Consider the following 15,635-nt stretch of genomic DNA (forward strand, 5'->3'; position numbering starts at 1 on the left):
TCTTTTTTCAATCACCTTAGGTTGTGAGAGACGGCAGCAGCCACCAAAGGTGTCTCATGCCTAAATTGGAAGCCCAAGGTCTTCCAATTTCCCTGAACGATTGGATTGTCATCCAATCGTTATTTCACAACGGCGGTGATTGTTCTATATTAGCTCGCTAACGCTCGCAAGGTTATGCGCCCATTAACGTACTTGACGACTTCGTCGCTTTTTCTTATATCTTTATCGAATAGCCTTGCTTCCGATATCTGTTCGGTAGAAGAGGCCTTCTGTTTTTTGTTGGGCGAGTTGGCTGTAGATGATGTCTTGAGCTTCTTTGACGGTGTCGGCTGTGGTGACCAGCATATAGACACGTCCGCCATTTGAGAGAAGGTCTTGCCCATTTTCAGCGAATTTGGCACCGGCATAGTAAGTGATGATGTCGCCTTCTGTCTTGGTAGGAAGCTTGACACCTTTCTCATAAGCGAGTGGGTAGCCATTTGAAGCTACAACCACGCCAAGTGTCACACCCTTGTCCGTCCAAGTAATAGCTGGCTCCTTGCCATCGAGGATATCCGTAATATTTTGTGCAAAGTCAGATGTCAAACGAGGCAAGATGATTTGCGTTTCAGGATCTCCGAAACGAGCGTTGAACTCAATGACTTTGGGTCCATCAGCTGTCAAGATAAGACCTGCGTAAAGGACACCCAGATAAGGACGCCCTTCTTGGATCATGCCCTCAAGGACTGGCTTGACAATGGTGTCAACCGCTGTATCAACCACGCTCTGTAGCAAGTGAGGAACTGGCGCATAGGCACCCATACCACCCGTGTTAGGCCCTTTGTCGCCATCGTAGGCACGTTTGTGGTCCTGAGCCGTTGGCATGATGTAGAACTTGTCGCCATTGACAAAGGCAAAGAGAGAGAACTCTTCTCCAGCCAGAAACTCCTCGATAACCACACGCGCACCTGAATCACCAAATTTATTGTCCAAAAGCATCTCATGAGCGGCTTCGACTGCTTGCTCAACCGTCTCCGCAACAACGACACCTTTCCCAAGCGCCAAGCCATCCGCCTTGACCACGATAGGCGCAGCATGTTTTTCGATATAGGCCTTGGCTTCCTCAAAGTCTGAGAATGTGCCATAGGTTGCTGTCGGAACGCCGTATTTGACCATGATTTCCTTGGCAAAATCCTTGGACCACTCCAACTCCGCTGCCAATCTTGTCGGACCAAAGGCTTTGAGACCAGCTACATGGAAATCATCCACGATACCAGCCGCAAGGGCATCATCTGGACCGATAAAGGTCCAAGCAATATCGTTGGCCTTTGCGAAGTCAATCAATTTAAAATGTTCGGAAATAGAGATATTTACCAATTCCAAACCATCCAGAGTCATCCCATCATTCCCAGGAGCTACAAAGACTTTTTCAACGTCTTTTGACTCAAGCAACTTCTTAGCAATCGCATGTTCACGACCACCCGAACCGACAACTAACAGCTTCATTTCTCAACCTCTTTTGCGAATTATTTACTAATATTATACCACAAACGTTCGTTTTAATCTTGTTTCACTCCGCGTTTTTACGCAAAAAAGGAAAGAAACTGTTTTCTTCCCTTTACCTTCTTAATGTCTAAAATGTCTCACGTCTGTAAAGACCATAGTCAAGCCATATTTATCCGCAGCTTCGATAGACTCTTGGTCACGGACGGACCCACCTGGCTGGATGATGGCCTTGATACCTGCTTTGGCGATTTCTTCCACATTATCCGCAAATGGGAAAAAGGCATCCGAAGCAAGCACAGCGCCGTCCAGACGGTCTTTAGCTTGGTCAATAGCGATGCGAACAGAAGCCACACGGTTAGTCTGACCTGGACCAACACCCAGTGTCATGTGGTCGTTGGTTACAATGATTCCGTTTGATTTGACGTATTTAATAGCCTTCCAAGCAAACTCAAGAGCTGTCGCTTCTGTCTCAGTTGGTTGGCGTTTGGTCACCACTTGCCAATCGGCTGGGCTTTCCTTGACCACATCTTGGTTTTGCACCAGAAGTCCACCAACTACACCTGTGTATTCTGCTTCCACTTCGCTAGCCTCTTGAGCATCAAATGGCAAGGCAAGGATACGCAAGTTTTTCTTTTTGTTGGTCAAAATGGCTAGCGCTTCATCCGTATAGCTTGGTGCAATGATGATTTCAAGGAATACACCATGCATCTTCTCAGCTGTCGTAGCATCTACCTCACGGTTAAGAACGACAATCCCACCAAAGATAGAAACTGGGTCAGACTCATAAGCGTAGCCCCAAGCAGTCTCGATGTCATCAGCCTGACCGATTCCACATGGGTTCATGTGTTTGAGAGCCACAACGGTTGGACGGTCTTTGAAGTCACGGATAATACGAATGGCAGCATCCGCATCGCGGATATTGTTGAATGACAATTCTTTCCCGTTAAGCTGTTTAGCGGATGCAATCGAGTAGTCAGTCGTCAAGGCTTTTTGATAGAAATCGGCATCCTGCTGAGGATTTTCCCCATAGCGCATGGCTTGCTTGAGGTCATAAGTCAAGGTCAGCTTTTCAGGTTTGCTTTCACCCACTTGAGCTGTGAAATACTCTGCAATCAAGGCATCATAAGCCGCTGTGTGACGGAAAACCTTGGCTGCCAGACGTTGGCGAGTTTCGTAAGTTGTTTCGCCATTTGCTGCCAATTCATCCAAAACCACAGCATAGTCAGCAGGGTCTACCACAACTGTTACACTAGCGTGGTTTTTAGCTGCTGAACGAAGCATAGATGGCCCGCCGATATCGATATTCTCCACCGCATCAGCATAAGTCACGTCTGGTTTGAGGATAGTTTCCTTAAATGGGTAAAGGTTAACTACAACAAGATCGATAAGCTCAATCTGATTGTCCTTAGCCGCTTCTAAATGGCTATCTAAGTCGCGACGAGCAAGGAGCCCACCGTGGATATTTGGATGAAGGGTCTTGACACGACCATCCATCATTTCTGGGAAACCAGTCACATCATCGATGGCAACCGTATCCACCCCAGCATTATCAAGGGTAACCTTTGTCCCACCTGTCGAGATAATATCCCAACCAAGTTTTTTGAGTTCTTGGGCAAATTCAACAATGCCCGCTTTATCTGATACGCTGATCAAAGCTTTTTTCGTCATTCTATTCCTCTTTCTTTAGGTCCAAGCGCATAGCGACTTCGTTATTTTCTTTTATAAATCCTGTTTCCTGAAAACCCAAACTAGTCAACAGGTGCTTCATTTTTTCATTTCCAACCACATAATCTGCGATAATATGATTGCAAGTGATATCCATCTGAGCCTTTTTGATCAGAACTTCCACAGCTTTTCGTCCATAACCTCTTCCTTGGTACTGCTGACCAATCATTATCCGCCAGATAAAGTATTCCGCTTCATCGTTATCTATTTCCAACAGGAGAAAACCAACTACAAGCTCATTCCAATAAATTGCCATTGGAAACACATCCCCATTCTCTCGGTAGAGCCATGCGTCAGCTAAAGAGCGTACATTTGGAGACACGAAACGTGCTCGTTCATCAGCTTCAGATATTTTCAAATCCAGCACTGCCTGAAAACTGCTCTCATCTACTAATTTTATCTCAATCATTTTTTCTCCTAGCAATATTGCACAATCAAAACTTGATTTACTTCTTACCTTCTCTCCACTCCCAAGCTATCCAGCACTTCCGGATACAACTTATACTCCGCTTCATGAATCCGTTCTTCAAAACTGTCGATGGTATCATTCGCTAGCCTTGGCACACGTACTTGTTTGATGACCTTGCCTGTATCCACACCAGAATCTACCCAGTGAATGGTCACACCAGACTGATTCACCCCAGCATTCCAAGCATCCTCAATCCCATGAGCTCCTGGAAATTCTGGCAGGTAGGCTGGGTGAATGTTGATAATCCGACCTTCATAAGCCGCCAATAAGGTTGGCCCAACGATTTTCATGTAGCCTGCTAGACAAACCAAGTCAATCTGGTGCTCTTCTAATAGCTCAACAAGTGCTGCTTCATAGTCTGCCTTGCTCTCAAACTCCTTGAGTTCAAAAGCATAGGACAGAACGCCAAGCTTGTCTGACCGCTCGAGCACATAGGCGTCACGATGGTCTGAAAAGACAAACTCTACTGGAAATTGTTCCGCAATCACCTGAAAATTTGAGCCATTACCCGAGGCAAAAACCGCTATTTTTTTCATTTGATGATGACACTTTCGTTTTCTTTCTTGACGATACGACCAATTTCATAGACTGGTTCATTCAACAATTCCTTGACACGACTTACATTTTCAGGGCTGACTGCTAGCATAAGTCCCACACCCATATTGAAGATTTCAAACATTTCCTCATGCTTGATTTCACCGTATTTTTCAAGGGCTTTGAAAATTGGAAGCACTGGAACTTTGCTTTCATCAATCTCAGCAGCTAGGTCATCTGCAAACATACGAGGGACATTTTCGATAAAGCCACCACCAGTAATGTGGGCAATGCCGTTGACTAACTCTTCCTTGATGAGTGGTAAAACAGCTTTGACATAGATACGAGTCGGTTCAAGAAGGACTGCCTTGAGTTGCTTGCCTTCCAATTCTGGCAAAACTTCCTCACCTGTGTAGTCCGAAAAGACACGACGGACGAGAGAGTATCCATTGGAATGAATCCCACTTGAAGCAAGTCCAAGAAGAACATTTCCCTCTGCCACTTTTGAACCGTCAATAATTTGAGATTTTTCAGCCACGCCGACCGCAAAACCAGCCAAATCATAGTCGTCTTCACCATACATACCTGGCATTTCAGCCGTTTCCCCACCGATGAGGGCAGCGCCTGCCTGCACACAACCTTCTGCCACACCAGCAACCACTTGTTCTAGCTTAGCTGGTTCATTCTTCCCTGTCGCTACGTAGTCAAGGAAATAGAGGGGCTCCGCACCTGCAGCAATGATATCGTTGACACACATGGCCACACAGTCCTGACCGATGGTATCGTGCTTGTCATACTTGATAGCAAGCATGAGCTTAGTTCCGACACCATCAGTCCCTGAAATCAAGACGGGTTCTTTAACCCCAGTCTTTGAGAGGTCAAACATACCACCAAAGCCACCCAGAGCTCCCATGACACCTGCACGCTCCGTACGATCCACGTGCTTTTTGATCCGTTCAACAACTTCATAACCCGCTTCAACATCCACACCAGATTGAGCGTACGCATTTTTATTTGCCATTTTATTTTTCCTTTTCTTTTTTTGGGAAAGACTGCGACGTATTTTTAGATAAACAATTATCTTATCTAAAAATACTAGTCAGGTCTCTATCTTTGGTCCCATAGGAGAAAGCGTCTACTGACAAATGCTTTAGCTTTTAGTCAGTAGTGAGACGTGGAGCATAAGCATTTTTATTTGTCATTTTTATATCCCTTTTCTTTAATGGAGGATCTATTGTCTATTTGTAAAAACTGGTCTTTTCTTCCAAACTTCTACGATAGTCTTCTTCGTAGTCGTAGAGAGGCGTTGGGTAATCCCCATCAAAATAAGCGACACAGAGACCACCATTTGGCGCATCCGTTTCAATACCAATCGACTCAATCAATCCTTCAACAGAAAGATAGGTCAGGCTATCCGCCCCAATGATTTGGCGAGTTTCTTCAACAGTATGATTGGCCGCAATCAGCTCCTGACGAGTCTGGATATCAATCCCGTAGAAGCATGGATAAGCTAGCGCTGGACTGCCAATAGCAACGTGAACTTCAGTCGCACCAGCTTCTTTCAAGAGCTGAACGATACGACGAGAGGTTGTTCCACGTACAATAGAGTCATCAATCATAACCACACGCTTGCCTTTTACAACGCCTGAAACAGCAGACAGTTTCATCCGCACCCCTTGCTCCCGTAATTCTTGAGTCGGTTGAATAAAGGTACGTTGGGTGTATTGGTTCTTGATGAGGCCCATTTCATTTGGTAGCCCGGACTCTTCCGCAAACCCCATAGCCGCGCTGAGGGAAGAATTGGGCACACCGACCACGATATCCGCCTCATGCTTGAATTCACGCGCCAATTGGGCACCCATACGTTTACGTGCCGTATGGACATTGACACCGTGGATATTAGAATCAGGGCGGGCAAAATAGATATACTCCATAGAACAAATCGCGAGCTGAGTATCATCCGTATAGCTATCATACTGGATGCCCTTGTCATCAATGATCACAATCTCACCTGGCTTCAAATCACGAATCCACTCTGCACCAATGACCTCAAAAGCACAGGTCTCAGAGGAAACAACCACCGCTCCGTTGGCCATTTTCCCGATAGAAAGCGGACGGAAACCATTGGGGTCAAGAGCCGCAATCAACTTGTCCTCAAACAGCAAGATATAGGCAAAACCACCTTTGACAAGGCTGAGCGCTTCCTTGATTTTTCCCATCAGGCTAGGATTATGACTGCGACGAATGAGGTGAGCCAAGATTTCCGAGTCCGAAGTCGCGCTGAAAATCGCGCCTCTTTGTTCCAATTCTTTCTTGAGAGAGGCAGCATTGGTCAAGTTTCCATTATGAGCCAAGCCAAACTGCATATCATGAAAACGGAAGAGGAAGGGCTGGATGTTATCTACAGAAGCTTCGCCAGCAGTCGCATAACGCACATGCCCAATCGCACCAGTTCCTGTCAATTTATCTAAGTTAGCAGGATTTCTGAAGACTTCTGATAGAAGACCCATATCGCGATGCCGCTTCAATTGCCCCTGATCATTGGAGAGGATTCCTGCCCCCTCCTGACCACGGTGTTGAAGACTGTGGAGACCAAAATAGGTCAACTTAGCAGCATCTGGATGTCCCCAGATACCGAAAACACCACATTCTTCATTAAGAGATTTTACTTCGTATGTCATTTTATATACCTAATTTTTATTTGTGTAGCACCAAGAGCTAAATCTACATGACTTTTACATTACTGATACTATCTATTAGAAAATCTGTAAGTCTTATTTTCCAGTAAAGTATTTAACCGCCGACGTAAACAGGTGCTGATCTTTATTTCCTGGGATATTTTGGAAAAGACCATCCTCATAACGTTCTGAGTGTCCCATTTTACCAATGATTTGGCCGTTCTTGCTAGTAATTCCCTCTATAGCATTTACAGAACCATTTGGATTGTACTTAGAATCCATACTTGGTTTGCCTTCGAAGTCCACGTATTGGCTAAAGATTTGTCCATTGTCACGGAGCTCTGCAAATTCCTCAGCTGTCACGACAAATTTCCCTTCACCGTGCGAAACAGGAATGGCGTGGATATCACCCACTTGCACACCAGTCAACCATGGTGAGTTGGTATTGGCAATGCGAGTTTCTACCATCTTGGCCACGTGTTGGTTGGCGTCATTGTAGAAGAGGGTTGGGCTAGTACTGCTGGCATCTTCAAAGTTCCCGTATGGAAGAAGACCTGATTTGACGAGGGCCTGGAATCCATTACAGATACCGATAATCAATCCACCACGGGAGATAAAGCTATCAATAGCTACACGCACTTTTTCATTGAGCAGAATATTGACAATGAACTTAGCTGAACCATCTGGCTCGTCCGCAGCTGAGAATCCACCGGCAAAGAAGAGAATGTTCGCCTTGCCGATGTTGTCAACCATGGTTTCAACTGACTTGACAATGGCTTCTTCATTCAAGGTCACAAATGGCACCAAGTTGACCTCTGCACCTTCTTTTTCGAAGGCCTTGGCTGAGTCATATTCTGAGTTAGTTCCTGGGAAGACTGGGATATAGACTACCGGTTTTTCAACTTTTTCTTTAGCTTGGATGACTGTGTTAGTAGCGACAACTGGAACTTCTGTTAGTTCTTTAGCTTGGGCAAATTCTGTTGGGTAAACTTCTTCCAATTTCCCTTGGAAAGCACTGTCAAGTTTGTGTCCATCTAGCTTCACATCGTTGACAGTTAGTGTAAAGTCTGCTTTTGTTTGTCCGATTTTCTCCACTCCAGCGATTTCTTCAGGAGAGGTAAAGACAAATCCACCTAATTGAGCTGTCAAAGCCGTTTCAAGTTCAGGCAAAGTCACCTCTGCACCAATATGATTTCCTAAGGTAGCAAGAGCCAAACTTTCAACCACACCACCATATTTGACAGCTGATGCAGATGTCACTTTGTGACCAGCTTGGATGTCTTCAAACTGAGCAAAATTTGACTTAATTAAGTCAAAATCAATCTCTGCTGAGAGTGCTTGACCTGGGATGTAGTAGATGTTTTCCCCGGCAGTTTTGAACTCAGGAGAAAGCACCTTACGGCTATCTGCTGTCGTTACCCCAAAGGCTACCAAGGTTGGCGGTACTGTCAATTCTTCAAAGGTACCAGACATGGAGTCCTTACCACCGATAGATGGCAAACCAAGCTGAATTTGTGCCTCGATAGAACCTAGGAGAGCTGCTACTGGCTGACCAAAACGCTCAGCTTGTTTGTCCATGCGCTCGAAGTACTCTTGGTAAGAAAAACGAGCCTGAGACCATTTGGCACCTGTAGCAACCAAACGAGCAGTTGCTTCAATCACCGCATAGGCAGCACCGTGGTATGGAGACCATTCAGCTACATATGGGTTGAAACCTTGAGCCATGACTGACGCAGTATGAGTCACACCGTGTTGAACTGGTAATTTCTGCACAGATGCCTCAGTTGGTGTGAGTTGGTAACGACCACCAAGTGGGTGATTAACCGTTGAGCGTCCAACAGAGCAGTCAAAGATAGTCTGTAATCCTTTTTGACTCGCATGGTTGAGGTCAGATAGAACCGCAAGGGTATCAACTTCAAGTGTGTTAGCAGATGTTTGACGTTCTTCTGGAAGTGTGACATCCTTGTCCACAACCTTAGCATCGACGACCACGCGCACACCATTGGTGTCAAGGAAACGACGTTCCAAGTCGACAATGGTTTCACCATTCCAGTGCATGACAAGATTTGGTTTTTCAGTCACTGTCGCAACCACAACAGCGTCAATATTCTCTTTGTTACATTCTTCAACAAAGGCATCTACGTCTTCAGGACGCACCACAACCGCCATACGTTCTTGTGATTCAGAGATGGCAATTTCGGTACCATTCAAGCCCTGGTATTTAAGAGGCACTTTATTAAGGTCGATTTCAAGACCGTCTGCCAATTCACCAATAGCCACGCAGACACCACCAGCACCAAAGTCATTGGATTTCTTGATAAGACGAGTGACATCACCATTACGGAACAGACGTTGAATCTTGCGTTCTTCGATGGCATTCCCTTTTTGAACCTCAGCACCAGCAGTCTCTACAGACTCAACCGTTTGAACCTTAGAAGAACCTGTCGCACCACCGACACCATCACGTCCAGTCTTACCTCCAAGGAGGATAATGACATCACCCGCTTCCGGTTTTTCACGGACAACATTGCCCTTAGGAGCCGCTCCGACAACAGCACCTAGCTCCATGCGTTTAGCTACAAAGCCTGGGTGGAAATACTCACGAACGTAGGTTGTTGCAAGCCCAATCTGGTTACCATATGAAGAATAACCATGGGCAGCTGTTTTAGAAATAACTTGTTGTGGCAATTTCCCAGCACGCGTTTCCGAAATCGGTGCTGTAATATCACCCGCACCTGAAATACGCATGGCTTGATAAACGTAGGAACGACCTGACAATGGATCACGAATGGCTCCACCGATACAGGTAGCAGCCCCACCAAATGGTTCAATCTCAGTTGGGTGGTTGTGAGTTTCATTCTTGAACATGAGAAGCCATGGCTCTTTCACACCATCAACATCCACTTCGATTTCTACTGAGCAAGCATTGATTTCGTCTGACACTTCCATATCATCCAAACGTCCATTAGCACGCTCATAACGACCGAAAATAGTCGCCATATCCATCAAGGTTTGCGGTTTTTCAGAACGCCCCAACTCATCACGCATGGCAATATACTTGTCATAGGTTGACTGCAATTGCTTTTGGAATTTAGAAGCTGAAAAGTCGATGTGTTTCAACTCTGTCTCAAAAGTCGTATGACGGCAGTGGTCAGACCAGTAAGTATCCAAAACCTTGAGTTCGGTCTCAGTTGGCACGCGTCCGATTGACGTAAAGTAGTCTTGTATAAAGAGTAAATCATCCACTTCCATAGCCATCCCTTGCTCGGCCTTGTAGCGGGCAAAGTCTTCTGCTGTATAGCTTTCAAAGAAAGTCAATTTAGGAATGGTCTTGTCTGACTCTGAAAACTCCTGCTTGGCAATCCCTACCGTGATGTCCTTGAAACGAGAATCAACTGGGTTGAGCAGATAGTTCTTGACCGCTTCCAACTCAGTCGCATCAATATCTTTATTCACCAAGTAAAGTTGGGCTGTATTAACCGTTACATCATTCGAACTTCCTAGTAAAAGCAAGGCTTCCTGCGAAGATGCTGCACGCTGGTCAAACTGCCCTGGTAGGCTTTCAATGGCAAAGAAAGCATAGTTGGCAAGATCCGCTTGCACAGCCGCTTCGTCCAAGACATGGTCTGTCACCTGCTCAGAGAAGATGTGTTTCTCTGCAGGCGCAAACAAGTCCTCAGCCAAGTTAAAGACATCATACACTTGCACAATACGAATACTTTTCAAGCTTGAAAGTCCCAAGTTATGCTGGAGTTCTCTAACCAAACTCTCTGATTTGACCTGAAAATCAGCCTTTTTTTCAACAAAAATACGTTTATCCATCAATCCTTATTCCTTTATTTCAGCTCTTGCAATGTTTCCAAATGACCTTGAGAGTCTTGCAAACAGATTATTTCAAACCTTGCAATTTCTCCCAGACAACTTCGTAAACGTCTGTTAGCTCTCCTAATCCCCTACGGAAAACATCCTTATCCATGTGGTTGCCATCTGCATCCCACAAACGGCAATTATCTGGTGAAAATTCGTCTGCCAAGATAATCTTTCCATCCTTATCGAAACCGAACTCTAGCTTAAAGTCAATCAATTTAAGCCCAATCTCAGCAAACCAGACTTTCAAAAGTTCATTGATACGACGCGTTTCTTCCTTCAAGTAGGCAATCTGCTGGTCATCCGCAATCTGTAGGAATTTCACATGCTCATCATTGATGAATGGATCATCCAAATCATCATTTTTGTAGTAAAATTCGACAATCGGAGTCTCAAATGCGATTCCTTCGTCTACACCAAAACGTTTTGAAAAGGAACCAGCCGTGTAGTTGCGAAGCACAACCTCGAGAGGAATAATCTCAACCTTTTTATTGAGTTGTTCCGTGTCTGAAAGTTTCTCCACAAAGTGAGTCGCCACACCAGCCGCATTTAATTTCTCAAAAATAAAAGATGAAATCTGATTATTCAACACTCCCTTACCTGCAATCTGCTCCTTCTTGACACCATTGAAAGCAGTCGCCTGGTCCTTGTAAGTTGAAATAATAAGATTTTCATCCTCAGTTGTATAGATATCTTTAGCTTTTCCCGAATAGATCAATTGTTTTGACATTTTAAAGTTCGCCTTTCGTATTACTTGAGCACATTCTACCATAAAAAGCCTAAAATTACAAGAATTTAACCGAATAAATAACGTAGCTCTCTTAAAAATCATAAAGAAAAACACTGCAAGAAGAATCTTTCTCACAGTTTTAAAATCATTTAACTCTAAAAACACGAACATTACTCTTTGTTCAAAAATTGATCCAAATAATAACGCAGGTAACTTTTCTTGCCCGTAATCATCTGCAGGCGACCTTCCACCCCATACCGAAGTTTTTCAGCCTGCTCCGAAGTTAGATTAGTCTCCACCTCAATTTTAAAGAAATTCCCTTTCTCAGTCTTAGTAGCTGTCGCATCGATGCTGGTAATAGTAGAATCTAGGAAAAGTTGATTCTTGGCATCATGAGTCGTCGTATAGCGAACAGAATCACCGACCTTGATCCTTGCTACATCTTTTGAACTTAGATAAGCTGTGAGTTTGGCTTTCCCTTCTTTTTCCAAGGACGGATAGAGTTGGGCTAGTAAGGCGCCTTCTGCTACCATGGTAGAATCACTGGTCTCAGGATTAAGATGAAGCACCCCATCCTCACTCGCCGTAATTTTCCCCTTGTCTAAAAGATTTCCCTGTACCTTCCTACCCGATTCTGCCTCCAAAATTTTCTGGTCTAGAAGGGTCAATTCCTGACCAACCTTAGCCAAGTGTTGGGATTTGAGAGACTCCAATTGACTTCTTAAGCCTGACGCATAGGCTTGCTGGGTACCTGAACCTGCATACTGAACACGGTAAGTAGCAAGACTGGATTCTAACTGAGAAAGATGCGCTTCCACCTGCGAAATTGTCTGAGCCTTAGCTTGCGAATTTTCCTCGCCCTGAGACTTGTAGGACTGGTAGAGAGAGTAGGCTAGATTCTGACTGGCCAAGGAAGCACCTGTTTCAATAGCTGACTTAGCTGTCTGGTAATCGCGAATTTTAGCCTCTGTTTGGCTGATGAGATTGCCGATTTCGGCTTGGGTTTGGCTAGCTGCTGCATTCTGGGACGCGATGGTCTCATTTTGTTGCGATGTACTAGCCCTAAGACTGTCTGCTTGACCGAGGTAGTCGCGAAAAGTGGCTTGGTAGCCAAACTTATCCTCCTCTGGAAAGTAATCCGTCCCTTCTTGCAGGCTCTTTTGCAAATACTCCAATTGCTTTTTTTGATCCTTGAGCATGTCCAGCTGACTAGCATAGGTCTCTACTTGAACACCTTCTGCTCCTTCCTGATATTGAACCAACAGTTCTCCCTTCTTAACCAGCTTATTTTCTTCCAAATGATTGACAAGAATACGATTGTTGCTAGTTGACTGGATATTTGCAAGGATACGACTAGGCTCGACAGTAGCTCTAGTTGATAAACTTATCTCCTTCTCTGCAAATGTTGCAAAGCCAAGCAAAAACACAAGCAGAAGGGACATGGGTACAATCACCCGACTGGAAAAATTATGGTAACGACGATTATAAAACTCCGCACTTTCTAAAAATTCTGGTTTCATCCTCTCCTCTTTCTAGCTATTCACCAAATTGGCGTAAAAGCCACCCTGTGCAAGTAAATCAGCATGATTTCCTTCTTCAACAATCTTGCCCTGATCCAAGACAACAACCTTCTCTGTCCGCTCAGCAATGGTCAAGCGGTGAGCAATGAAAATCAAGGTCTTGTCTAAAGCCATGAGATTATCGACAATTCGCTTCTCAGTCAAGATATCCAGACTGCTAGTTGCCTCATCCAAAATCAAGACCGGCGCATCTGTCAAGAGAGCACGCGCCAGAGCAATTCTCTGACGTTGACCACCTGAGATCCCTGCCCCATCCGAAGTCAACTCTGTCTGATAATTCAGTGGCATACGCTCGATATCCTCCCGAATCTCTGCCAATTCGACCGCCCGTAAGATGTCCTCTTGAGTCGTCCCCTCCTTGGCTCCAAGGAGAAGATTGTCCAAAATCGTTCCGTTAAAGACATAGGGCTGCTGAGGCAGATAATTGATATACTGGCGCAGGGCTTTTTTATCAATCTGATTGAGATTGACACCACCCAGACTAATCTCTCCCTGACTTGGGTCGTAAAAATTAACCATCATCTTGGCCAATGTCGTCTTACCTGACCCTGAAATCCCCACAAAAGTCACCTTAGAACCCTGCGGAATAGTCAAATTGATATCTGACAAGACATCTCGACCATAGCCATACTTGTAGGAAACCTGCTTGAAGGTCATATCTCCCTTCATCAAGCTCAAATCCTCAACCGTTTTCTTCTCCTCAAACTCCGAAGCTACCAGATATACTTCATTTAGACGGTTATTGGCAACCTGCGCTGTCTGAAGTTTGGTTTGCAGGTTGATGATATTTTCCAAAGGATTGGTAAAGTAAACCAGCAAGGTATTATAGGTAATCAACTGCCCCAAACTCATCTTGCTATCCATGACCAGAACAGCTCCCATCCAGAGAATGCCTACATTGAGCAAGAGATGGGCAACTTTTTTCAGAGCCTTTTGCTGACTCTCTGCTCGACTATAGATAAAGGACTTCTTCAGATAATTCACAAATTCCTTGTCAATTTTTTGGTAACGCTGACTTTCACTGGTCAAGGACTTGATGGTCTCAATACCATTGATGTCCTCAATGATAGAAGAAGACAGAACCGCATTGGCTTCCATGGTATCCCGATTCATCTTTTCAAACGGCTTCATAAAGGCAAAGATGATCACTGTATAGATAGGAAGTGCCAATAAGGTCATGAAAAAGAGATTGGTATTTTGTGAAAATAAAACAAGAGAAATAATGACAACCGTTGACACATCTAGGAAAATCGAAAGAATGGTCGAAGCCAGCGCATCAATGATACTGTTAGCATCTGTAAAACGAGACACGATTTCCCCTGTCCTGCGTGTCGCAAAAAAGGACATAGGCAGGTGAAAAACATGTTTGATATAGGATAAAATCACGTCAATCGACAAGCGTTGCCCCAAAACAAGTAAGAGATACTCCTGAGCGTAAGACAAGATCTGCTGGAGAATATAGACGATGACCAGTCCAATAGAAATAATCCCAAGCGTCGAACGCATCTGATCTGGCACATAGGTATCAATGATAGACTGCAGATAATAAGAACCCACAATGTTAATCAGGGTCACCAAAAGTGTCGCTAGGACGATGTTGGCAATCAAGCCACGCTGCTTCACTAATATAGGGATAAAAGAGAGCAGGCCATTCTTTTGATCCTTATGAGGCTTGTAGTCTGGACTAGGTGCCATAAAAAGAGTCACTCCTGTCCATTCTTCCGCAAAACGCTCACGTGGCAGTTTGGTCAATTTCACCCCAGGATCTGGATCGGCAATATGAATGCTATCCTTATCCTGACCAATTACCACATAGTAGTGGAGCAATTTTCCTTCCTTAAGCACATGAGCAACAAAAGGAAAGGTCAAATCTGGCAAGTCAAAAAGCGTCATATCCGCCTTAATGGCTCGCGTCTCAAAACCAATCTCCTCTGCCACCTTGACCAAGCCCAAAGCCGTCGTCCCATCCATGGTCGTCTTAGCCAATTCTCGCAAGTGAGCCAAAGAATAATAGCTACCATAGTAGCCAAAAACCATGGCTAATGAAGCTACACCGCAGTCCATCTGATCCACCTGCGAACGATAATGACGTTTCCCAAATTTCATCTTCATCTCCTTTTTCCTAATACTCAATGAAAATCAAAGAGCAAACTAGGAAACTAGCCGCAGGCTGCTCAAAACACTGTTTTGAGGTTGTAGATAGGACTGACGAAGTCAGTCACATATATACGGCAAGGCGACGTTGACGTGGTTTGAATTTGATTTTCGAAGAGTATAAACTCATCTGATAACAACTATCTTACCCCAATCCCCAAATAAAAACTGGACTTCCTCCCCAAATGCGCCTATCTCCCTCCCAAATGCACTTTTAGGATAAAAAAATAGGCAGAACAAACGTCATGCCTACTAAAAATATGGTATGAAAGGAAATTGATTTTTTACTGACACCCTAGGCAAGCTTGGAACAAATAAACCATTGATAGTAAACTTTACGACATCCTATTTAAAGTTACTTCAATTTTTAATGTCCCTGCTATTTCTAAGCCACCTTTGGTATGATCTATTCA

General features: G+C 44.5%; 11 protein-coding genes. All 11 read right to left on the minus strand.

Annotation, left to right across the window (positions count from 1 at the left end):
* Positions 1-11: 11 nt before the first annotated feature.
* Entirely contained in the window at positions 12-116 is a 105-nt protein-coding gene (locus F9B91_RS11500) for a phosphoribosylaminoimidazole carboxylase (RefSeq protein ID WP_225306573.1), read from the minus strand.
* A 106-nt stretch (positions 117-222) separates the two neighbouring features.
* Positions 223-1,485 (minus strand): phosphoribosylamine--glycine ligase, encoded by a 1,263-nt coding sequence (gene purD / locus F9B91_RS08445; protein WP_150922955.1) that lies wholly within the window; start codon positions 1,483-1,485, stop codon positions 223-225.
* 120 nt (positions 1,486-1,605) lie between these two features.
* On the minus strand, positions 1,606-3,153 hold the full coding sequence (gene purH, locus F9B91_RS08450) for a bifunctional phosphoribosylaminoimidazolecarboxamide formyltransferase/IMP cyclohydrolase (RefSeq protein ID WP_150922957.1): 1,548 nt from the start codon (positions 3,151-3,153) through the stop codon (positions 1,606-1,608).
* Position 3,154: 1 nt separating this feature from the next.
* Positions 3,155-3,619 carry a GNAT family N-acetyltransferase gene (locus F9B91_RS08455; RefSeq protein ID WP_150922958.1) on the minus strand — a complete coding sequence of 155 codons (465 nt, stop codon included), beginning with the start codon at positions 3,617-3,619 and terminating at the stop codon, positions 3,155-3,157.
* Between the two features lie 44 nt (positions 3,620-3,663).
* The gene (gene purN / locus F9B91_RS08460; protein ID WP_150922960.1) at positions 3,664-4,215 is read right to left on the minus strand and encodes a phosphoribosylglycinamide formyltransferase; all 552 of its coding nucleotides are present in this window, start codon (positions 4,213-4,215) and stop codon (positions 3,664-3,666) included.
* Positions 4,212-5,234, minus strand: a complete 1,023-nt coding sequence (gene purM, locus F9B91_RS08465; RefSeq protein WP_150922962.1) for a phosphoribosylformylglycinamidine cyclo-ligase — start codon at positions 5,232-5,234, stop codon at positions 4,212-4,214. Before purM ends, purN begins: the two co-directional genes overlap by 4 nt.
* A gap of 217 nt (positions 5,235-5,451) precedes the next feature.
* A complete protein-coding gene (purF, locus tag F9B91_RS08470) occupies positions 5,452-6,894 on the minus strand; it encodes an amidophosphoribosyltransferase (RefSeq protein WP_049501033.1) in 1,443 nt (480 codons plus the stop codon).
* Between the two features lie 93 nt (positions 6,895-6,987).
* Positions 6,988-10,713, minus strand: coding sequence for a phosphoribosylformylglycinamidine synthase (locus F9B91_RS08475; protein ID WP_150922964.1), 3,726 nt, complete (start codon positions 10,711-10,713; stop codon positions 6,988-6,990).
* Positions 10,714-10,780: 67 nt separating this feature from the next.
* Entirely contained in the window at positions 10,781-11,488 is a 708-nt protein-coding gene (gene purC, locus F9B91_RS08480; protein WP_000043283.1) for a phosphoribosylaminoimidazolesuccinocarboxamide synthase, read from the minus strand.
* A gap of 170 nt (positions 11,489-11,658) precedes the next feature.
* A complete protein-coding gene (gene comB / locus F9B91_RS08485; protein ID WP_150922966.1) occupies positions 11,659-13,008 on the minus strand; it encodes a competence pheromone export protein ComB in 1,350 nt (449 codons plus the stop codon).
* Positions 13,009-13,020: 12 nt separating this feature from the next.
* The gene (comA, locus tag F9B91_RS08490; protein ID WP_150922968.1) at positions 13,021-15,174 is read right to left on the minus strand and encodes a peptide cleavage/export ABC transporter ComA; all 2,154 of its coding nucleotides are present in this window, start codon (positions 15,172-15,174) and stop codon (positions 13,021-13,023) included.
* Positions 15,175-15,635 lie beyond the last annotated feature (461 nt).

The sequence above is a fragment of the Streptococcus mitis genome (assembly GCF_008763935.1).
Lineage (GTDB): Bacteria > Bacillota > Bacilli > Lactobacillales > Streptococcaceae > Streptococcus > Streptococcus mitis_DB.